The sequence below is a fragment of the Halobacteriovoraceae bacterium genome (assembly GCA_020635115.1).
GTDB lineage: Bacteria > Bdellovibrionota > Bacteriovoracia > Bacteriovoracales > Bacteriovoracaceae > JACKAK01.
Map to the genome: position 1 here is coordinate 118,456 of JACKAK010000003.1, position 21,834 is coordinate 140,289.

The following is a 21,834-nucleotide window of genomic DNA, read 5'->3' on the forward strand; positions in this document are numbered from 1 at the left end:
TGAAGCGATAAATGACCATTTGAATCAATCTTACGAAAGATATGATTGAATGCATTTAGGATTACTATTTTCTGATTTTTAAACGAGCTTCCTCTTCATACATTTGATCCATAATATCTTTTAAGCTGTTAAGAAATTCACGATTAGATAAAAGTCTATCTTCCACATATCTAGCAATGATTTCATAATTCATATTGTTGCCTGAATTCATGACCATAGAATTGCTGCTATTATTAAAATTGTTAGAATTACTAGCGTTGTTATTCATTCCGTTAATTAGATCAACTATTTGTGTGTCTAGTTTATGCTTATAAAACTTATTGATAAGGTCATTACCTTCAAGAATTCTAATTCTGTGAGCAACAAAATTATTTTTATCCCAATTAATCATGCGATCTTTGTATTCGTAATATTCAATTTCAAGAGTGGCACCAGTTTTTGCAACGTCATGCGCATATGTACACATGTTCTCGCCATAAATTCCAAGAGTTTTAAGGATTTGTTTTCTATCATTCGAATCATTTTTTTGTCTTATTCTATCTTTTAGTCCTTGCTGTAAATCTCTCATGTCTCTATTTTCGAAACCTTGAGATACTACGATTTGACAATCAACATCTAAGGATCCAACCCAATCACTAGATCGCCTTTCTGCTTTAATAATTTTTCCACTAATCGTTGTTAAATTTTCTTTATTCATTAAATGTTCAACCATTTCTATAGGTAGATTAAGCTCAGAACGTGTTTTAATTGGATAAGCGTCTACAATTTGAACTTTGCTATTTTCAATTTCCAAATCATACCAAGATTTATGAACAAAGTGAAAAACATAAGGTTTTGAGCTAGGAGCATCAAGGAGTTTTTTAACAATACCATCGATTTCTTGTGCTACAGAAAAATGCTCGACTTTTCCTTTGAAAGAAAACCGACCTTCATCTTTTAACTCACCTACATTAATATAAACTTCAGGAGTTTTAATTATCCAACCATCTTCAGGTGAGATATCGTCAAATCTTCCAATCATAACTCCAGTTGCCCGATACGATTCATTTAAATAAGTTGGTGTATCAATACTCGTAGAATTATCTCCACTGTTTACAGCAAAACAATTCGAGAAGTTTAATATTAAAATAAAAAGAACTGCCCAGTATTTATTGTCTCGCATAGCTTGAGTATCCTCACTATTAATTAAATAATTATCTTAGCTTAACGCAATAACAGAAATAGTTTAATTTTACTATTGGGTGTGTATTATTTTCTAAAAAAAAGAGTGCCGTGAGGCCACTCTTTAAAATGTTTTTAGTTTATTTCTGATTCTGTTCTGCTCTACTAATTTGTTCGAGAACATTAACTGGATCCATTACAAGCGGAAGATTTCCTGTGCTTCCTAAGATTGAACCTGGCATGAAAACAATTTTCGAATTTGCAGAAGCTGCCAACTCTTTCAGAGCATCAATTTCTTCTTTTTTGAGAATCTCAGCAGAGAGTGCTTCGTTAAGAATTTTAAGGGCGTCTGCTTCCTTTTGTGCTTTGATGACTTTATTTTGCCCCTGCATTTCTGTGACTTGTCTTTTATCTTTCTCAACCTCAAGTTGGGCCGCTATAGTTTCTTTTTCTTGTTCGACTCTCATTGTTTCTTCAATTTGATGTTTAATTTTGTCTGGTAGATCAAATTTACCGATATCAACTTGAAGGCATTCGTAGGGAGATTTTTCTAAGAAGTTATCAATTCTTTCTTTTATGGAATCGACTATAGTACCTCTACTTGGATTAACTTCAAAAGCACCATATCTTTCAACTTCTTGTCTAACGATATTTCGAAGAGGTTCCTTAACGTTTGTTTCATACCACTTATTTCCACCTTGCTTTTCAACAATATAAGTGACTCTATCTTCTAGTGTATTTAAATTATCCGTTCCATCGTTACTAATTCGTATTCTTAATTGAAAGTGGGCATTAAAGTCGACTGTAAGTCTATCTTTTACCATAATGTCTTCGAAAGATTCTGTGTAAGTATTTTTTCTAATGTCGACGGGAATGATTTCATAAAATTTGAAATGAATTGGACTATATTGGTGTGGCCCAATAACTGTTTCTTTGAATTCACCCGCGCTCAGCATGGAGAACAAACCTGGTTTTGTTAGTACATAGCCTGCTGTACCTTCAGGCACATATTCACCGCCTGTTCTAAAGTTTTTGTAATCATTACGGGTCGTACTGAATCCAAATACGTTTTGATAGGTAAGAAATAGCAAAATAAAAGATGTAAAAAATAAATTTAGTTTCATTTTGTTCTCCTGTTTTAGCTTTATGTATTTATATAGATAAGTTTGCAAAATTATCAAAGTGATTTAGAACAAATTTGAATTAAATTGAAAATTAAAAACATTTATTATTTAGTACGGGTACTTTTTATATTTTAAGAAACCTGTAACCTACTTTCCGTAAATGTAAAAAAAAAAGACCACCCTAGGGGTGGTCTTTAATATAAAAAAAGGTGCCTCTTGCTATTCTCACACCAAGTCTCCCTGGCACTACCTTCGCCGCTACAGTGCTTAACTTCCGAGTTCGGGATGAGATCGGGTGTTTCCACTGCGCTATCGAGACACCAAACTGAATTTCAATTTAGTGGAGAGGTCTTCTTTTTAACAAACGTTCTACTCAACCTCTGCTTACGTTCAAACAATCACAAAACAGAACCAGAAAATAAAACAAGAACCCGAATAAGTTTATATATCCATGCAAGATGTAAAAAAAGCAAAACGACAAATTAGTATCACTCAGCTCAATGCATTACTGCACTTACACATGTGACCTATCAAACTCGTAGTCTACAAGTTGTCTTAATAGAAGTCTTATCTTGGTATGGGCTTCCCACTTAGATGCTTTCAGCGGTTATCCCTTCCGAACTTAGCTACTCGGCAATGCAACTGGCGTCACAACCGATTCACCATAGGTTCGTCCATCCCGGTCCTCTCGTACTAAGGACAGATTACCTCAAACTTCTTACGCCCACGGAGGATAGAGACCGAACTGTCTCACGACGTTCTGAACCCAGCTCGCGTACCGCTTTAATTGACGAACAGTCAAACCCTTGGGACCTGCTCCAGCCCCAGGATGCGATGAGCCGACATCGAGGTGCCAAACCGCATCGTCGATGTGAACTCTTGGATGCGATCAGCCTGTTATCCCCGGAGTACCTTTTATCCGTTGAGCGATGGCCCTTCCACTCGGAACCACCGGATCACTAACGCCTGCTTTCGCACCTGCTCGGCTTGCTTGCCTTGCAGTCAAGCTCCCTTATGCGCTTACACTCTACGGCCGGTTTCAATTCGGCCTGAGGGAACCTTTGCGCGCCTCCGTTACTCTTTAGGAGGCGACCGCCCCAGTCAAACTGCCCACCAGACATTGTCCCCCGACCCGCTTAGGATCGTAGGTTAGGACTCCAAATAACGAAGGGTGGTATTTCAAGGATGCCTACCTGTACGCCAGAACGCACAGATCAACAGCTCCCACCTATCCTACGCATCGTTATTCGAAGGCCAATGCCAAGCTACAGTAAAGGTTCACGGGGTCTTTTCGTCCTTCCGCGGGTAGCGCGTATCTTCACGCGCACTCCAATTTCGCTGGGTCTCGAGTTGAGACAGTGGGGAAGTCGTTACGCCATTCGTGCAGGTCGGAACTTACCCGACTAGGAATTTCGCTACCTTAGGACCGTTATAGTTACGGCCGCCGTTTACTCGGGCTTCAATTCAGAGCTTCGGTTACCCTAACCCCTCCTTTTAACCTTCGAGCACCGGGCAGGCGTCAGTCCATATACTTCCACTTACGTGTTTGCATAGACCTATGTTTTTGATAAACAGTCGCTACCCCCTTTTCACTGCGGCCCCCGTTAGCTCCATCAGCAAGTGATGTCACCAGCAAGGGCGTGCCTTATTCCAAAGTTACGGCACAATTTTGCAGAGTTCCTTAACAAGAGTTTTCCCAAGCGCCTTAGAATTCTCATCTTATCTACCTGTGTCGGTTTACGGTACGGATTAATTATTATCTCCATGCGAAGCTTTTCTAGGAAGCAGAGGATCACAAAGTCCAGCTTACGCCTTCCCACTGGAGCCTCAGGGTTAACAAGGAAACGGATTTTCCTATCTCCTCCCCCTACACTCTTGGACAACCACGACCAAACGGGTTGATTTGCTACCTTTCTCCGTCACTCCATCATGTCAAGCGACAATAAATAAGTACAGGAATATTAACCTGTTATCCATCGATTACGCCTTTCGGCCTCACCTTAGGATCCGACTAACCCTGGGCGGAGTCACCTGGCCCAGGAACCCTTAGATTTTCGGCGAGGGTGATTCTCACACCCTTTATCGCTACTTATCTCAGCATCAGCTCTTGTGGTATCTCCAACACTCCTCACGGTATGCCTTCGTCGATAAACACAATGCTCTCCTACCACGTATTAATACGTCCAAAGTTTCGGTACGTCGCTTTAGCCCCGTTACATTTTCGGCGCAGAACCACTAGTCCAGTGAGCTATTACGCTTTCTTTAAAGGATGGCTGCTTCTAAGCCAACCTCCTGGATGTCAAAGTAGTTCCACAACCTTTCCCACTTAGCGACAATTTAGGGACCTTAACTGTTGGTCTGGGCTCTTTCCCTTTCCACTACGGACCTTAGCATCCGCAGTGTCACTGCCTGACTGTACTTAACGGTATTCTGAGTTTGATATGGTTTGGTAAGCTGGTGAGCCCCCTAGCCAATTCAGTGCTATACCCCCGTTAGTAATATCAGACGCTGCACCTAAATGCATTTCGGAGAGAACCAGCTATCACGGAATTTGATTGGCCTTTCACCCCTAACCACAAGTCATCCCAAGTATTTTCAACTACAACGAGTTCGGTCCTCCACGAGGTTTTACCCCCGCTTCAACCTGCTCATGGTTAGCTCATCCCGTTTCGGGTCTACAACATGCAACTAAACGCCCTATTCAGACTCGGTTTCCCTACGGCTACACCTGCAACGGCTTAACCTAGCTACACATCGTAACTCACTGAGTCATAATGCAAAAGGTACGTGGTCAAGCTTTACAATAGCTCTTCCACTGTTTGTAAGTATACGGTTTCAAGTTCTATTTCACTCCCCTTATCGGGGTTCTTTTCATCTTTCCCTCACGGTACTAGTTCACTATCGGTCAGTAAGTAGTATTTTGCCTTGGAAGGTGGTCCTCCCGGATTCAGACAGGGTTTCTCGTGTCCCGTCCTACTCAGGATACTCGCCAGTTCATATGAATTTCAGTTACGAGACTTTCACTCTCTTTGGTGTGACTTCCCAGACACTTCTCCTATTCACAATCCCATTATGCAAGTCCTACAACCCCGGTCAGCAAGCTGACTGGTTTGGGCACTTCCGCTTTCGCTCGCCGCTACTAGCGGAATCTCAATTGATTACTTTTCCTGTAGGTACTTAGATGTTTCAGTTCCCTACGTTCACTCTACATAGCTACTTGACTCACTATGCAGTATTTACTGTTTCCAGTAAACGGGTTACCCCATTCGGAAACCTCCGACTTAATGTGTGTTTGACCACTTGCCGAAGATATCGTCGTCATACAAACGTCCTTCATCGCCTCTTACTGCCAAGATATCCACCGTATACCCTTAGTAGCTTTAATTACTACACAGATATATAGATTTAAATCTAAAGAATTTAATTTACTTATTCGGGTTCTCGTCTACTTTCTGATCCTGTTATGTGATTGTTTAAGATCATGTACTACATCATGGTGGGTCTGGGAGGACTTGAACCTCCGACCCCGTCCTTATCAGGGACGTACTCTAACCAGCTGAGCTACAGACCCAGTTAGTACAAAATTTATAAAGATAAAGAAAGAAACCGACGTTATTGACCAGAATTGAGCTCAACTTCAACATTTAAATTCAACTTCAACTGATTTTGCTCTAACTCCATTAAAAGGAGGTGATCCAGCCGCAGGTTCCCCTACGGCTACCTTGTTACGACTTCACCCCAGTCATCGCTCCGACCGTAGGCGCTCCCCTCCAAAAGGTTAGGGCCACGACTTCAGGTAAGAACAACTCCCATGGTGTGACGGGCGGTGTGTACAAGGCCCGGGAACGTATTCACCGCGGCGTGCTGATCCGCGATTACTAGCGATTCCAACTTCATGGAGTCGAGTTGCAGACTCCAATCCGGACTGAGATTAACTTTTTGAGATTGGCTCCACCTCGCGGTTTGGCATCCCTTTGTATTAACCATTGTATTACGTGTGTAGCCCTAGGCATAAGGGCCATGAGGACTTGACGTCATCCCCACCTTCCTCCAGTTTGCACTGGCAGTCTCTTTAGAGTGCCCAACTAAATGCTGGCAACTAAAAATAGGGGTTGCGCTCGTTGCGAGACTTAACCCAACATCTCACGACACGAGCTGACGACAGCCATGCAGCGCCTGTCACTGAATTCCCCGAAGGGCACTCCCTCGTTTAAAAGGGATTCTCAGGATTTCAAGCCTAGGTAAGGTTCTGCGCGTTGCTTCGAATTAAACCACATAATCCACCGCTTGTGCGGGCCCCCGTCAATTCCTTTGAGTTTTAGTCTTGCGACCGTACTCCCCAGGCGGAGCACTTAATGCGTTAGCTTTGACACGGAGATGGTCAACATCCCCATATCTAGTGCTCATCGTTTACAGCGTGGACTACCAGGGTATCTAATCCTGTTTGCTCCCCACGCTTTCGCGCCTCAGCGTCAATACTCGTCCAGGAAGGCGCCTTCGCCTCTGGTGTTCCTTCGCATCTCTACGGATTTTACCCCTACATGCGAAATTCCCCTTCCCCCTCCGAGATTCTAGATTTACAGTTCCAGACGCAGTTTCGGGGTTGAGCCCCGAGATTTCACATCTGGCTTATAAATCCGCCTGCGCGCGCTTTACGCCCAATAAATCCGAACAACGCTTGCACCCTTCGTATTACCGCGGCTGCTGGCACGAAGTTAGCCGGTGCTTCCTTTACGTGTACCATCAAACAGAAGGCCTATTAGACCAACTGCCATTTTTCCACGTTGACAGAGCTTTACAATCCGAAAACCTTCCTCACTCACGCGGCGTTGCTGCGTCAGAGTTTCCTCCATTGCGCAATATTCCCCACTGCTGCCTCCCGTAGGAGTCTGGACCGTGTCTCAGTTCCAGTGTGACGGATCATTCTCTCAAATCCGCTAGACATCGTTGCCATGGTAGGCCATTACCCCACCATCAAGCTAATGTCCCGCAGGCCCATCATACAGTGAATGCCGAAGCATCCTATCATCAACTACTCTCAGATTTGTTGATCGTACGCGGTATTAGCCCAAATTTCTCTGGGTTATCCCCCTCTATATGGTAGGTCACCTACGTGTTACTCACCCGTGCGCCACTCTACTCACTCCGAAGAGCTTTCTCGTTCGACTTGCATGTGTTAGGCACGCCGCCAGCGTTCGTTCTGAGCCAGGATCAAACTCTCCAAGCTAAAAACATATTCTAAAATTTAATTAGGTAAATTTTTGACGGTCTAGATGTGTCCTGGTGGTTTTCCAGGCGTCGGCATACTACTGTATCGCATTCACTTTAACATAAACAACTTTCACTCTAACAAGTAGTCATCTAGTTACGCCGATCTTTATTTAACGTCGGTTTCTTCTCATCTTTTTTGCCACAAGGGCAAATTTATTTATCATATTCGAATTTTAAAGAACTACCTGATAGAGCAAATGTTCCCGGGGAGAAAAGTTTCTTACTACTTTCTCCTACAACTTCAACCACTTGGCAGGAACAACTCATCAGATGAGAACGGATACTACGGATTCCTTTTGGGTTGGTCAACACTTTTTTCATCAAAAATGAAATAAAATTGCATTTTTTTTTATCTCTCGAATCTAAGCAGGTTAATCAGCGAAACTCAAATACTATAGAAGCAAGGGACATAAAAGCAAAAATGAAAACATCAACCCTAATAATTCATTTTCTAAATTATTGAATCTTCTAGCTCATCACAATTCAAAGCTTAACTTTTAAACATTTCACTCCGTGCAATTCATACGAAAGCAAAATATTTGGCATACTTGCGTTGAATAAAACCAACCCAAAACTACTCACGTAATTCTGGTATTCATTTCCTACTTCATCTATGCTGCTTTCATCTTTTTTGAATGTTTTCTCGATTTGCTTTATGGTTCTTCGAGGTGAACTTTTATAAACTTTGATCATACAAATCTCTCCGCAAAACTCGCAGTTAGAAAAGGATTTTAATCAAAAGTCAAAACCCGCGCTTTTACCCGTCGCTGGTTGATATTTATAGGAATAAATCCTTCTTCAAGCACACTATTAATTAAGATAGACCAATCTTCAACTGAGTCTCTTGGAACTGTGATAGTATTGGGTGTTCCAATTATTTTTCTAGAATTGTTATATCGATACCAAGTTTTTCAGATTTCAACTCGACCTTTTTCTTCATCCGGTTTCCAGCTTGCTTGTTTAAGTGTGAAACTTTTTGCTTTTTAAAAGGTTTAAATTTTAGAGGAGCAAATCTATCTCCTTATCGACGCTTGCACCACTTAAAAAATGCATCGTAGGATTTATAGAGTCTATCAGTTACATCTTGAATCCCCTAATAATATCCAAGGTATTTCCACTGCGGTCTTTTGCCTCTGTCCATTAATTATTTAAGATGCTTTTGAAGTTTATTTTTTGATGGGTTTACCTCAAAAAATTTACAATGTCGTTTTATCAGCTCGAAGCTGTGATTATAAATTTGATTAAATAGAAACAACTCTTGCTCGAGTGTCCTTGTTCTTCTTTTCTATTCTTATTGAATAATTTGTACTTAAAATCTCTATCATATATTATATGATAGAGATTTTAATTTCCTCTTCTGTTATTATTCCAACCTTGTTCTTTAATATCTGGGTATCTGTTTTTTTTATTTGCCACATATTGTTTTACTCTTTCAAGTGGTGCTCCACTATCTGTGCTTACAAAATAACTTTTTGTCCATAAAGTGGGACGTTTCTTTTTAACTCAGGGAATTCTTCTCTTAAAATTTTAGAACTTCTTTTTTTTAAAGTTTTTACTAACTTGTGATCTCTAAATTGAGAATCTCACTCTACAAGAAGATGAATATGGGTTTTGTTACATTAGACTTCAAATAATCACATTTTAGCTCTTTACGTGTATATTGAATTATTTTAAAAAGCCTTTTTTAAACGATTCCAACAAGTATTTTGGACACCAAGCAATATGATACTTGCACGAATATGAAATGTGATTGTTGTTCTTGTATGTTATACTCATTGTTCTAAACTTGTTGCACTATTTACTTTAATTTTGCTACAATTATTAGATTGAAAAAACTTTTTACTATATGAACTGTATCTAACTTTAATTTCATTCAAAAATGTCTTCATTGAATTCTTTTATTAAATAATTTTTCAAAGATGTACTTGAGAATTTATTTCAAATTCATAATTGTTTTTTGTAAAAATATTTATAGAACTTAAAGGATTAAAAGCATTCAAATGAATGACGATAAAATTATATAAACGATAAATGAAAATTTTTACAATCAATATGAGTCTTAACTTTGAAATTTTATATTTTTCCTCGAACTAAAAATTTAGTTCGAGAAAAAAAGTTGCACACATAAACATATCTATCTCAAAATATGAAAATCTCTTTAATCGATTGGTGACCAGTCTGTAGAAAAATCTACTTCGACATCATTTCTTTCTGAAATTTCGTAAATATACTGATCAATTGGAATCACTTGGGCCTTAACGTCATTACCATAATTTGTTATCATTCCAATGTCATACATATCTATTCCAAATTTATTCAACCTATGGGCCAGAACGTATTCAGCAGTTTTTCTAATATTTGGACTCTTCTTTAGTCTTGAAGGTATATCCAACTTTTGGCCATCTAATAAATATTCGGGGGCCTCCCAATCTTGGTTATAGTAAACAGAATCTCCATAAAATCTACCATTAACATAAAACCCATTATTTCCGGCCACAAAAACACCATTGGGATCATAGATTTCAACAGTCACGGCCTGTCCTAATTCAATGGCCTTCTTATAAATTTGCATTGAAGGAGATTCCTTTCCATTATTATCAGCATACCTTCCACCAGATTCTCCTAAACTTTCTCTTTGCTGAGTTTCCTTATTAAAAAAAGTTCTGTTTTGATTTTTAAGATATAAAGCTGATTGCTCTAAATTATGATTAAATTTAAATTTAAACCCTAATTCATAGAGTTTTTTTGCATCTTTAACGATAGACTTAGAACTCGCAATTGCCTCAAATCGAATAACTCCCTTGTTTTTTGGTATGGCCCATGAATCTATGAAAAGTAATTTTTCTCCCATAAATTCTTTTGTTTTTAGCAGACCTTTGTGCCTTAACTGTGATTCATACTCTTCTTGAGTGATTTGAATTTTTTGGCCATTATCAATCCAGAATATATCTGGTTTTTCTTGAGAAACGAAATCCTCAATAATTTCTTCAATCTTATTTTCTTCAAAATTCTTTTTAGATATATAATATATTCTCTTAACCATACGATTAAAGTCTTCTTTCATTTTATCATCTTCAAGAGCTTCTTCAAATGACTTGATAGGAGAAATCCAACTTTCCCAATTCATTAATCCTTCTGTTTTTAGCCTAGGAACATCTTCCAGTTTTACAGTGAAAAACAAACCAACATGACCTCTTACGCCAATTCCATGTTCTTTAGGTAAAAAATTGTAATCTTTTAATTTCTGGTCAAATATCTTCAGACAACGTTCAAAATTATGATGATCTGGTTGAGTAGAGCTTGCATACAAAGAATAACTCAGGAAGAGAAAAGTAAAACTCAACAATTTTTTAAAAACACTAAACTTCATTTTGGGGCCCTCATTCAATTTTACTCATAAATAGCTAAAGATTCCTATTTACAAGATATTCAAAAAAAAATGAATGGATAACTTTCATGATGAAGTAATTACAACGAAGAAGTAAGATTGAGTAGCACCTTTTTATTTATTCTTTCAATGGATATCCGCTACTTTTCATCATTTCTATTAAGCTACGAGTAGATTTTTCAAGAAATTCTCTATCAAGAGTTTTATCTGGGTCTAGGAACTCTGCTCTCAAGGTCACAAATTTATCATCTCCTCCAGGACTAAAGAGATCAGCGATTGAAAGTCTTTGCAGCTCTTTTATTTTAACTTTCCTTGCAGCGTTTAGAATATTTTCAATTTTTTCTGATTTCTTGGCCACTATTGTCCAATCAAAAGTAGATCCTGGATATTTGGGCAATGGAGAATACTTAAAATTGTCCTTCAAAGGTCTACTTTCGAATGATGAAAAATCAATAATTGCAATTGTAAGCTGACCTTTTATTTTATATTCCCTTAGGACTATGGGATGAATTGACATAATTATTCCATGCATCTTGCCCATAATGCGAATATTTTGTACTTCGAAGGGGTGATAACCGGCCCATTGTGTGTCGATGAGAGAACATGGGAATTTATCTAGAGGATCAACAATATTTCCAGGTATATTTGTTACTTTTAAAAGTCTTTCTGTAATGTTTACAGTGTTTAGAAATTGGTTTTCACTGGCATGATATTTAGCAATGATGAGATTGTTTTTTTCTGTGGCAAAGTTTTTTTCATCAGGATGATAGGTTCTTCCAATTTCAAAGAGACCAAATTCACTTTTATATTTAACATTTTTTGCGCACGCTTCAAGCATTGAAGGTAATAAAGAAGGCCTCATACGGTCGGCCTCTTTTGAAATTGAGTTAACAAGTTTCAATTGATTGTTGAATGTTGGCCACATTGCTTTCTTTAACATGTTTTCTCCTACCATTGGATAGGTTAAAACTTCACTGCAATGTCCATTATTAACTAAAAATTGTCTGATTTTTCGATGCAAGCTTTTCACAGAATCTAGTTTAACTGGAAAGATATCAAGTTTAGGAGAAATTGGAGAAATATGATCATAACCAATTATTCGACCAATCTCTTCAACAAGGTCGGCCTCACAGTCTATATCCTTTGTTGCCCTATAACTAGGGACAAGAACGATAAGATCGTCTCCATTTCCACAAACTTTAAAATCTAGCGACTCTAAAATTGATATAATTTTCTGTCTGCCAATACTTTTTCCCAGAACTTTTTCGATATGAGTGACATTCGACTTTAGTTCAACAATAGGGATTTGATTTAGATCTTCACCATCAGAAACAATATTTCCGATAACCTTAGCTTTTGGACATTGTTGAACGATTAATTCTGTTAGTCGCAATATTGTTCTTCTGCAAAGTAGACTATCTAGGGATTTTTCATACCTTTGAGAAGAATCTGTTCTAAGTCCTAATCGATTTGAAGTATTTCGAATTGGATAAGCGTGCCAATTTGCAACTTCAATAAATACAGAATTTGTATTTTCAGTAACTCCAGATTTTAATCCCCCCATAAGTCCACCAATAACGAGAGGACCATGATTATCAGCGATGACAGTGTCCCCTGGTATAAGGGTGCGTTCCACTTCATCCAGAGTTATAAATTCGGTTTCTTGAGTTAACCTCTTAATGAAAATTCTGTCGCCAGAAATTTTATCTCTATCAAAAATATGGTTAGGAATTCCTAATTCGAGCATAACATAGTTTGATATATCGACAATATTATTAATTGATCTTAGGCCACATGCTTCAAGTCTATCTTTAATCCAAGAGGGAGATTCTTTAACTTCTACACCCTCGATTGTGAGACCTAAATAGATCTTTCCAGCAGATCCATCTTCCATGATTGGAGTTATTGGTGCTTTTTTATTATTGAATAATGCTTTTACTTTTGTTTCCCAATCGAGGTCAAAGGGATTATTTAATTTGCATTCAAAAGCGGCCGCAAATTCACGGGCCATACCGAAGTGTCCCCAGAGGTCTGGTCTATGAGTAAGAGATTTATTGTCAATATCTAGTAGGACTTGTTTTTTCTTATTCCAATATTGGGCCAGTGTATAACCTACAGGTGCATCATTTGGCAATTCCATGATACCTGATGATTTTTCCTTAAGTCCGAGTTCTTCTTCCGAACAGAGCATTCCTTCGGATAAGATACCTCTAATTTTTTTTGGCTCAAGAGTAAATCCTATTGGTAGAGTTACTCCTAAGGGTGCAAATGGGGTTTTCAGACCTACTTTGACATTACTGGCCCCGCAAACAACTCTTTTCGTTTCATTTCCAATTGAGAAGGTAACTATGTTTAATTTGTCAGCTTCTGGATGTTTTTCAAATTCAATAATTTCTGCTACATATATTTGCTCCCAAACTTTTCCTTCTTCGAAAATATCCTCGACTTCAGCAGTCGCCATGGTAAAGCGGTTTCCAATTTCTTGAGAAGAAAGGTTCTCGGGCAGTTTTACAAAATCACTAATCCAATCTATTGAAATGAGCATAGAAGTATCCTTAAATTAATAATCATTAAATTGAGAAATAAATCGTGTGTCAGCACCATGAAGATGTCGAATATCATCAATTCCATATCTCATCATAACCAAACGGTCCAAACCTAGTCCAAAGGCAAACCCATTAAACTTATCAGGATCAATTTTGCCAGCACGTAAAACATTAGGATGGACCATTCCGCAGGGAAGTAATTCTACCCATCCAACTTTTTTACAGACTGAACATCCAGATCCTTTGCATATAAGGCATTTGATATCCAATTCAAAACCGGGTTCAACAAATGGAAAAAATCCTGGTCTAAGTCTTACTTCAACTTCTTTTTTAAAAATCTCAGATAGAAGTGTTTTCATAAAATATATCAGATTAGCAACTGAAATATCTTTACCAACCATCATTCCCTCAAGTTGGTGGAAAACCATTTCGTGAGATGCATCAGTTCTTTCACAACGAAAAACCTTACCTGGAGCGATAAAACGAAATGGAGGTTTACGATTTAACATACCATGTACCTGAACAGAAGAGGTATGAGTTCTGAGTAAATGTTTACGTCCCTGAGGAGATTGATCATCTGCAAACCAGAATGTATCGTGCGTATCTTTAGCAGGGTGATCATCGGGTATATTGAGTGCCTCAAAATTGTAGAATTCATTTTCAATATGAGGGCCATCTAATACTTCAAAACCCATCGATATAAAAATATCCTCAATCTCATCTCTAATTAAAGTAACAGGATGATAACCTCCATGTTGGTCATCATTTGATTTTAAAGATTGCCTAAAGCTTGTATCAATTCTATTTTTTTCAAGATTTTCATTTATGATCTCAATTTCAATTCGTTTCAGTTTATCTGCTACGATCTCTGAGATATCTTCTTTAATTCTGTTTGCTTTGGGGCCAATCTCTTTTCTTTGTTCAGGGGTTGAATTTTTCATAGATTTCAAAATCTCTGAAATTTCACCTTTTTTCCCTAAATACTTTGATTTAAGATTGAGAATTTCAGCTTGAGTTCCAAGCAAATCAATTTCGCCTTGAAAGGCATTAAATAATTCATCTAGTTTTTGTATCATGACGCTTACCTAAGAAAGTTTTGTCGAGTAATCTATCATTTTTTTACAATAACGGCAAAATGAATCAAATGATTTTCCATTTACGTCATAGTCAGCTGCATAGAACATGAATTTTTGAAACATTGGTTATCAATGTAGCTCATTGAAAAAGTGCGGTTAGTCTAAATTGCAAGTGAATTAAAAAAATAATGCTCCAATTCCAAAGTTTCAATTAATTATATTTGGTAACTTTGGGCCGAATTGGTCATAAATGGACTTCTAAATTTAATCATCTTACATGATTGTAATCATTGTGATTGTATTAGATTTCCACAAATAAAAGGCACAATTTTTATTGGCAATTTTTGTATAACTATCTGAAATAATAAGTAGGAAAGAAAATGCTTGATTTTTTTCTAAGTAGATTTTCCTTTTACTGGTTTAATAGGTTCTGAGGGTAACGAAAGGTAAGTTTTCGTGTCAGCAAATCAATGGGCCTAAGCATCTTTTGATTTGAATAAATCAAAAGTTGGGCCGAGGGAATGTTGACCTTGAGGGGTTGGGGTCAAACTAAACCCAGAGGGGAGCACCTCTCTGGGCCCGTTTTCTAAATACTTATCGGTATAGATACCATCATTAAAAATTCACTGATGACAAAATCTTCAGGATAGTCCCCTTTTGAAAGAGCTGTTTTTGTCCCGCTGAAAATGGCCTGATCAAAAGTTCTTTGTCTTAAAACGATTGTCCCCCTTACTGGAAAAGAACCTATAGATAAACCAACTCCAAAACCTTGCCCACCTCTGAGCTTGTCACTTTGTGAAAAAGGGTTTGCACTGTCAGGACCGGCATAGGTAAATTTACCATTTACTTCAGGATAGTACTCCACGAATGCTCTGAGTGGTAAAGTTGGAATTTTTATACCGGCCCAATATCCATAATGGGTTGTTTTGAGAGTGTTGTCATATCTTTTTGTTCCTGTAACTGGTGCATTTGGATCTTCTAAACTGGATTCCAGATGGTTTTTAGCATATTCAGCAACTAGTCCAAATTCAAAGAGTGTAATTTCAAACCCAACTCTAAGACCTATACCGGCCCCTAAAAGTATAGCGTCGTGATCGCGGGTAGTGCCTGAAATAACTTCTTGAAAATCCTCATCTCCAAAACTAATATAACCATAAGGTTCAACTAGAACAAGTGCCATCGCATTTGAAATGCTAAGTAGAATCAACAGTATCAGTTTCACTTTCAAACTCCTTTTTAAAAATGAATAATTTTCTATTGGGTATGTCTTGGTTTCATTTCTTTACCGTCGTAAATATAAACAACAGTTTTTTTATCATATGTGGTTTCAAGATTTACAGGGCGCTTCCAAATTGCATGCATATTTCTCATTGTATCGCCGGCCTGGGCCAGATCTAAATCTACACCTTGATGAACATGCTTTAATAGTAGTTCGCCTCTGTTCATATAATTGTCATCATCAATTTCAATTATTGGAGAACCGAAATTTGTAAGTTGAGAGAGGAGTTTATTTTTTATGTCCAGGAAGTCTCTTGTTTCAATTTCATTTCTTCCAGTTCGAGGATTGTATTTATATGTAAAAAGTTGCATTCGATTACAAAAATCTGGAGTAAAAAATTCATCAATAAAAGTAATATCATTGTGAGTAGATCTCACTTCAAATATTTTATTACGCCCTAAATTTGTGTGTGTATTCCAATTTTCTTTTTTATGCATATCTTCACAATCATTGTATTCCTTACCAAATTTTCCTGTATTCCAGCGATATTCAATATCCCTAAATAGTTCTATTCCAATTTTGTATGGGTTGATGTTTTGTCTACCCATGGCCATTACCCCAGCATGTTTATCAGCAAAGTCTATAATTTCACTTGATTTCAAAACATTTTGGGTCATCATCGTTGAGTGCCAATAGCTGGCCCAACCTTCATTCATTATTTTGGTCAAACGTTGAGGTAAGAAATAATAGGCCTCTTCTCTTAACATTCCAATGATATCAGATTGCCACTCTTCGATCGGGGCATTTTCCATGAGAAATTTCATAATATCTCTAGTTTTTAATTCCTCTTTTTTTATTAAAAGATCTTGTGCTTCTGGATCAACCGCTTCTTCTTCTCGTTTACTTTTTTCAAATCTTTTCTTAGAGCGCATAAAAGATTTTAAGGCGTGTGAACGATCGTCTAAATCATCTTTTTCATCTTTTAAATCTTTAGGTTCATCTTTTTTTCTTTGGGATTCAGAAGAATTAAAAAGGACATTCATATCGAGGAGATTTTCCAGTGATAAAACTCTATCGATGAAAACTTCAACTCTGTCTTGACCATATTTTTCCATATAACGTCGTATTTTAGTTCCGTTATTGGCCATTACATCCATCATTTTTTTATTAGTAGAACGAAACCAAGAGTTATGTTTGAAAAAATCGGCATGTCCATAGACATGGGCCATTACTAGTTTCTGATCAACGAGATTATTGGCCCTAAGAAGATAGGCATAACATGGATCTGTATTGATGACCATTTCATAAATTTTTGACATACCATATTTATATCCCTTATGAATTTGATCATAATCCATACCAAAGCGCCAATGAGGATAGCGAGAAGGAAAACCTCCTTGAGCAGCTAAAATACTGATAGTATCATAGTCACAAACTTCGAATCTGACTTCATAAAAATCGAGTCCATATCCTCTGGCGTATGCCTCGATCTCTTCTTTTAGTGCTAGTAATTCACCACTAATTGGCTTAGATCTCTCCATACTATTTCCCTTTGCCTAAAAAGTCTTTTATTGAATCGAGAATGGCGTCTTTGTTTTTAATCTTAGATAGGATGACTTCCTCATGTTCTTCAGAAAATTTTCCTTTTAAATCTTTAAAAAATTGGCCAGAACCATATCGACTTTCAACTTGTCCGTAGCAAAAAACATTTGAAGCGGGAATGATTTCATTTTCGAGAAGTTCTAAGCAAAGTTTTGTATCATCAGAAGACCAGTTGTCACCATCGGAAAAGTGAAAGGGATAAATATTCCATTCACTTGGGTTATAGTCTTCTTTGATAATTTCATGGCAAAGTTTATAGGCCGATGAAATCAATGTTCCTCCACTTTCACGAGTGTTGAAAAATGTTTGTTCATCTACTTCTTTAGCTGTAGCATCATGGATGATGTATCGAATTTCGATATCTTTATATTGCGACTTTAACCAAATGTTGATCCAAAAACTTTCAGTTCTAACAATTTCTTTTTGTTCATCACCCATTGATCCAGAAACATCCATCATATAAATGACTACGGCCGAATTTTCATATTCTATTGTGGTATCAGATGACCGATATCTAAAATCACTTCTTCTAGGTACAATTATGGGATTATTTGGGTCATAAGTTCCGGTTGAAATTTCTCGTTTTAAAGCTTCTTTATAAGTCCGCTTAAAGTGTTTTAAAGAATCAGGCCCAACAATCCCAATTGTGGTATATTTCTCTGATTGGGATTGCATGGATTTTTGTCCCTTAGGCTCGATTTTAGGAAGTTCTAATTCATCTCCTAAAATATTTGCAAGCTCAACATCAGTAAGTTCTATTTCAAGTTCTTTATTTCCTTCTCCCTCACCTGCTTCACCTTGTCCAGGTTGTCCATTTGGATCCTTTTGTCCATCTACGGGATCCCCTGGTTGACCTTCACCGTGTCCTACACCACCTTGTTGTTTGCCGCCAAACTTAAATCTTGGAGTATTTATTTGAGGCATAGGAACTTTGAAAACGCCATCCCCTTTGGGGACAGGCATCTCTCCACCTGAAACATATTTTTTTAAATTCTCTCTAATTTTACCTTTCACAATTTTTTTAAATCGTGAATGGTCTTGTTTAATGGGGTGTCCCATGGTGGAGCTCCTTTTAGTGAATTAAATGCTGGTGATTACGACTTCGTCGAATCGCCTTTGGCAAAGATACTGGCAACAAAGTTGAGAGCATCTGTAGCACAAATTTCACAATATCCATGGTTTTTAATGAGCCGAGATTTAATTACATCAATTTTTTCTTGTGTTTCTTTATCCACAACTTTCGAAATAATTGTGGTCAGCTTAATTGAGTCTTTTTGATCTTCAAAGAGCTTAAGTTCGAGTGCTCGATGAAGTCGTTCGTTCATTTTATAATCAAATGATTTTCCTTCAATGGCCAATGCTCCAATGTAGTTCATAATTTCACGTCGAAAATCTTCTTTTCTTGAATCTGGTATATCAATTTTCTCTTCAATCGATCTCATGAATCTTTCATCAGCATCTTCTAATCTATTTGAATATTTATTTCGAACTTTTTCCTTTTGAGTATAGGCCTTCACGTTATCTATGTAATTTGCACATAGGGTTTGTATGGCCGTTTCATCTACACTAATTGCTTTTTGAACATCATTTTTCACGGTATCTTCATACTCTTGTCTTGCCGTATTGAGCATCTCTTTGAAAGAGTCTTGCTTCTCAGAAGAATTGATTAAACTATGATGCTTGAGACCGGCCTCTAGCTCATTAAAAACCATAAAAGGATTAAGACAACCTACATGTGAATTTTTAACTAGTGCATTTGAAATTTTATCTTGAATATATCTTGGAGAAATTCCATCTAGCCCCTCTCTTACAGCTTCTTTTCTTAATTCTTTCACATTGTCTTCATTATACCCAGGAAGAGTTTTTCCATTATATAGTTTTAACTTTTGCAATTTTGTAAGATCTGTTTTCTTTGGTTCTTCCATTCTCGTTAAAACGGCCCAAGTAGATGCCATTTCAAGTGTATGTGGAGCAATATGAACGTGGGGAATTTTCTCAGCATTAAAATCTCTTTGATAAATTCTAACTTCTTGATCGAGTCTTGTAATGTAGGGAACGTCAATTTTAACAGTCCTATCCCTTAGCGCTTCCATAAATTCATTATTTTGAAGCTTTCTAAATTCTGGCTCATTCGTATGGCCTAAAATAACTTCATCAATATCGGTTTGAGCAAATTTCTTGGGCTTAATTGACTGTTCTTGAGAGGCCCCTAATAAATCATAAAGGAATGCGACATCAAGTTTTAACATTTCAATAAACTCGACAATGCCTCTATTTGCAATATTGAACTCACCATCAAAATTAAATGCTCGTGGATCTGAATCTGAACCATATTGGGCAATTTTCCTATAGTTTATATCACCAGTAAGTTCGGTAGAGTCTTGGTTTTTTTCATCCTTTGGTTGAAATGTACCAATTCCAACTCTATCTTTTTCTGAAAGAAGAAGTCTTTTCACTCTGATATGTGACATCACACGAGACCAATCGCCATCATATTTTTCCATATATTTTGAAAATATATATCTGTCTGCTGGGTTTACTTCGCCACGTACATTTATTTTGAAACCATCAATTCCTTTATTTAAACTTTGAAGAAATTGTTTTCGAACGCTTAAAGGAATCAATTTAAGTGGTTCTTCATGCATTGGAGAAATAAAAACTTTTTGTCCTCCTAAAATTTCTGTTTCTTCATCATCTACCCATTCATAGGTATACATTGAACCTTCATCTGTTCTGGAGTAATGCTCAAGTCCTTTTTTAAGAAGTCTAGCAATTGAAGATTTTGCTGACCCCACAGGACCGTGAAGCAAAAGGACTCTTTTTTCAGTTCCATACCCTGCCGAAGCTGACTTGAAAAAGTTTACAAGTTTCATTAGATGAACATCAATCCCAAACACAGCGTCTTTACCATTTCCTACAGGATCGTCAAAGAAGTGATACCTAGTAATTTCTTTTTTATATTCTAAATATTTGCTTGTTCCGAATGACATGATCATATCATGAATTCTTTGAAAAGCGTTTCTGGTTACTTTGGGATTTTTTGTAACAAAATCGAGATATTCTTGGAAAGTTCCAGACCAATGTAGATGAGTAAAATCTTCACGTTTGTAATTGTCCTTCATAAAACTATCAATATCAATGTTGGCCATGCTTCCTCCTCGAACCTTAAAATACAAAGTAGTGAGGTCTATCACCTCTAGATCATTATAACCTTCTCTAGCTTTCAATTAAAGTCATTTCCTTTAATAATTAATTGTTTGTGTCTTTTTATAGGGTGCATTTTGTCCCTAGAATTAAAAGCATAATATACGAATATTCTACTTCACTAAATTCTGACAGATTGACTTTTGCGCAGAGCTACCGGATAATTTCACTTATAAGTTTTTATTACAATCATGGAAGAGGTTCGAAATTGGGTTTATTAAGTTCAGGAAAGACTGATATTGGACGAAAAAGAAAAACCAATCAAGATTCCATATTTATGAATCGCGAAAAACATCTTTATGTTGTTGCTGATGGGATGGGTGGACATAATGGAGGCGATATCGCTTCAGCAATGGCCGTAAAAACAATCCCTGAATATGTTTTCACGAAGTATGGAGAAGATCCTATAATCACTCTTATAAATGCATTGAAACATGCCAATGCGTGTATTTTTAGAAAATCTTTAGATACACCTCTATTAAAAGGAATGGGGACTACAACGGTCGGTCTTTATTTCAAAGGTGACACACTTTATATTGCAAATGTAGGTGACTCAAGATGCTATTTAATTAATAGGAACAATATTTATCAAATGTCTCAAGATCACTCACTTGTTCAAGAAAAGTTAAATTTAGGTCTTTACGGTAGAATAGAGGCCGCTGCTGACCCCCAAAAAAACGTTTTAGTGAGAACTATTGGGTTTGAAAAAAATGTAGATGTGGATATTTTTACCTATAAAGTAAGTAGAAATGACATTTTGTTTATTTGCTCTGATGGGCTTCATGGCAAAGTCAGTGATCATGATATGCTTTATCTTGTAAGGAAATATTTACCTCAAAATCAACAACACACTCAAGAAATGGTTGATACGGCAGTAGATGTTTTGATTGGCCAGGCAAATCAAAATGGTGGTCAAGATAATATTTCAGTAATACTTTTATCTGCGCAATAGTCTTTTTATATTATCGCTCTTTATTTTACATTTATAAATTAGTGTAAAACACCATAGTTAGCTGTGGTGAAGTAAACAAGCGCCACCGACAAATCATGTAAAGCAAAATAACTCTAAATTTTTTGAAATTTCTACATAGTTTAGAAAGAAACTAATCTAGATGTTAACCTTCATTTTAAAAAAAATTGATCTAAATCATATTTCAAAAAAAAGTATAAAATAGCCTTATTTTTCAATTTCTTTTTTTATTTTCTATGATACACCTCTAGGGTTAGTTACATTTCAAAAGGA

General features: G+C 37.0%; 12 protein-coding genes, 1 tRNA gene, 3 rRNA genes and 1 pseudogene. 1 reads left to right on the forward strand and 16 read right to left on the reverse strand.

Annotation, left to right across the window (positions count from 1 at the left end):
- Window positions 1-64: 64 nt before the first annotated feature.
- The 16 genes and pseudogenes from H6622_05120 to H6622_05195 form a co-directional block, all read right to left on the reverse strand.
- A complete protein-coding gene (locus H6622_05120; protein ID MCB9060884.1) occupies window positions 65-1,162 on the reverse strand; it encodes a hypothetical protein in 1,098 nt (365 codons plus the stop codon).
- A 139-nt stretch (window positions 1,163-1,301) separates the two neighbouring features.
- Window positions 1,302-2,285, reverse strand: a complete 984-nt coding sequence (locus tag H6622_05125; protein MCB9060885.1) for a hypothetical protein — start codon at window positions 2,283-2,285, stop codon at window positions 1,302-1,304.
- Window positions 2,286-2,491: 206 nt separating this feature from the next.
- Window positions 2,492-2,608 (reverse strand): 5S ribosomal RNA (rrf, locus tag H6622_05130).
- A 139-nt stretch (window positions 2,609-2,747) separates the two neighbouring features.
- Window positions 2,748-5,670: ribosomal RNA gene (locus tag H6622_05135) — 23S ribosomal RNA — on the reverse strand.
- A gap of 109 nt (window positions 5,671-5,779) precedes the next feature.
- Window positions 5,780-5,856: transfer RNA gene (locus H6622_05140), tRNA-Ile, on the reverse strand.
- 112 nt (window positions 5,857-5,968) lie between these two features.
- A 16S ribosomal RNA gene (locus tag H6622_05145) occupies window positions 5,969-7,508 on the reverse strand.
- Together the 16S, 23S and 5S rRNA genes with 1 tRNA gene alongside form the textbook arrangement of a ribosomal RNA operon.
- 201 nt (window positions 7,509-7,709) lie before the next feature.
- Window positions 7,710-7,877 (reverse strand): hypothetical protein, encoded by a 168-nt coding sequence (locus H6622_05150; GenBank protein ID MCB9060886.1) that lies wholly within the window; start codon window positions 7,875-7,877, stop codon window positions 7,710-7,712.
- A gap of 162 nt (window positions 7,878-8,039) precedes the next feature.
- Window positions 8,040-8,249: a hypothetical protein gene (locus tag H6622_05155; GenBank protein MCB9060887.1), complete on the reverse strand. Its 210-nt coding sequence runs from the start codon at window positions 8,247-8,249 to the stop codon at window positions 8,040-8,042.
- A gap of 651 nt (window positions 8,250-8,900) precedes the next feature.
- Window positions 8,901-9,332: pseudogene (tnpA, locus tag H6622_05160) on the reverse strand (IS200/IS605 family transposase).
- Window positions 9,333-9,714: 382 nt separating this feature from the next.
- On the reverse strand, window positions 9,715-10,926 hold the full coding sequence (locus H6622_05165; GenBank protein MCB9060888.1) for a hypothetical protein: 1,212 nt from the start codon (window positions 10,924-10,926) through the stop codon (window positions 9,715-9,717).
- A 136-nt stretch (window positions 10,927-11,062) separates the two neighbouring features.
- Window positions 11,063-13,489 carry a phenylalanine--tRNA ligase subunit beta gene (gene pheT, locus H6622_05170; protein ID MCB9060889.1) on the reverse strand — a complete coding sequence of 809 codons (2,427 nt, stop codon included), beginning with the start codon at window positions 13,487-13,489 and terminating at the stop codon, window positions 11,063-11,065.
- A 15-nt stretch (window positions 13,490-13,504) separates the two neighbouring features.
- Window positions 13,505-14,566: a phenylalanine--tRNA ligase subunit alpha gene (gene pheS, locus H6622_05175; GenBank protein MCB9060890.1), complete on the reverse strand. Its 1,062-nt coding sequence runs from the start codon at window positions 14,564-14,566 to the stop codon at window positions 13,505-13,507.
- 586 nt (window positions 14,567-15,152) lie between these two features.
- Window positions 15,153-15,788 carry a hypothetical protein gene (locus H6622_05180; GenBank protein ID MCB9060891.1) on the reverse strand — a complete coding sequence of 212 codons (636 nt, stop codon included), beginning with the start codon at window positions 15,786-15,788 and terminating at the stop codon, window positions 15,153-15,155.
- 32 nt (window positions 15,789-15,820) lie between these two features.
- On the reverse strand, window positions 15,821-17,326 hold the full coding sequence (locus H6622_05185; GenBank protein ID MCB9060892.1) for a SpoVR family protein: 1,506 nt from the start codon (window positions 17,324-17,326) through the stop codon (window positions 15,821-15,823).
- A gap of 1 nt (window position 17,327) precedes the next feature.
- Window positions 17,328-18,446 carry a DUF444 family protein gene (locus H6622_05190; GenBank protein MCB9060893.1) on the reverse strand — a complete coding sequence of 373 codons (1,119 nt, stop codon included), beginning with the start codon at window positions 18,444-18,446 and terminating at the stop codon, window positions 17,328-17,330.
- A 35-nt stretch (window positions 18,447-18,481) separates the two neighbouring features.
- A complete protein-coding gene (locus H6622_05195; protein MCB9060894.1) occupies window positions 18,482-20,536 on the reverse strand; it encodes a serine protein kinase in 2,055 nt (684 codons plus the stop codon).
- A gap of 263 nt (window positions 20,537-20,799) precedes the next feature.
- On the opposite strand from H6622_05195, the gene H6622_05200 reads away from it, so the two are divergent.
- The gene (locus H6622_05200) at window positions 20,800-21,543 is read left to right on the forward strand and encodes a Stp1/IreP family PP2C-type Ser/Thr phosphatase (GenBank protein ID MCB9060895.1); all 744 of its coding nucleotides are present in this window, start codon (window positions 20,800-20,802) and stop codon (window positions 21,541-21,543) included.
- Window positions 21,544-21,834 lie beyond the last annotated feature (291 nt).

Bases quoted from the DNA above. Each gene is read 5' to 3' on its own strand.
- H6622_05120 (MCB9060884.1), bottom strand. From the start codon at position 1,162: ATGCGAGACAATAAATACTGGGCAGTTCTTTTTATTTTAATATTAAAC.
- H6622_05125 (MCB9060885.1), bottom strand. From the start codon at position 2,285: ATGAAACTAAATTTATTTTTTACATCTTTTATTTTGCTATTTCTTACC.
- H6622_05150 (MCB9060886.1), bottom strand. From the start codon at position 7,877: ATGAAAAAAGTGTTGACCAACCCAAAAGGAATCCGTAGTATCCGTTCT.
- H6622_05155 (MCB9060887.1), bottom strand. From the start codon at position 8,249: ATGATCAAAGTTTATAAAAGTTCACCTCGAAGAACCATAAAGCAAATC.
- H6622_05165 (MCB9060888.1), bottom strand. From the start codon at position 10,926: ATGAAGTTTAGTGTTTTTAAAAAATTGTTGAGTTTTACTTTTCTCTTC.
- pheT (MCB9060889.1), bottom strand. From the start codon at position 13,489: ATGCTCATTTCAATAGATTGGATTAGTGATTTTGTAAAACTGCCCGAG.
- pheS (MCB9060890.1), bottom strand. From the start codon at position 14,566: ATGATACAAAAACTAGATGAATTATTTAATGCCTTTCAAGGCGAAATT.
- H6622_05185 (MCB9060892.1), bottom strand. From the start codon at position 17,326: ATGGAGAGATCTAAGCCAATTAGTGGTGAATTACTAGCACTAAAAGAA.
- H6622_05190 (MCB9060893.1), bottom strand. From the start codon at position 18,446: ATGGGACACCCCATTAAACAAGACCATTCACGATTTAAAAAAATTGTG.
- H6622_05195 (MCB9060894.1), bottom strand. From the start codon at position 20,536: ATGGCCAACATTGATATTGATAGTTTTATGAAGGACAATTACAAACGT.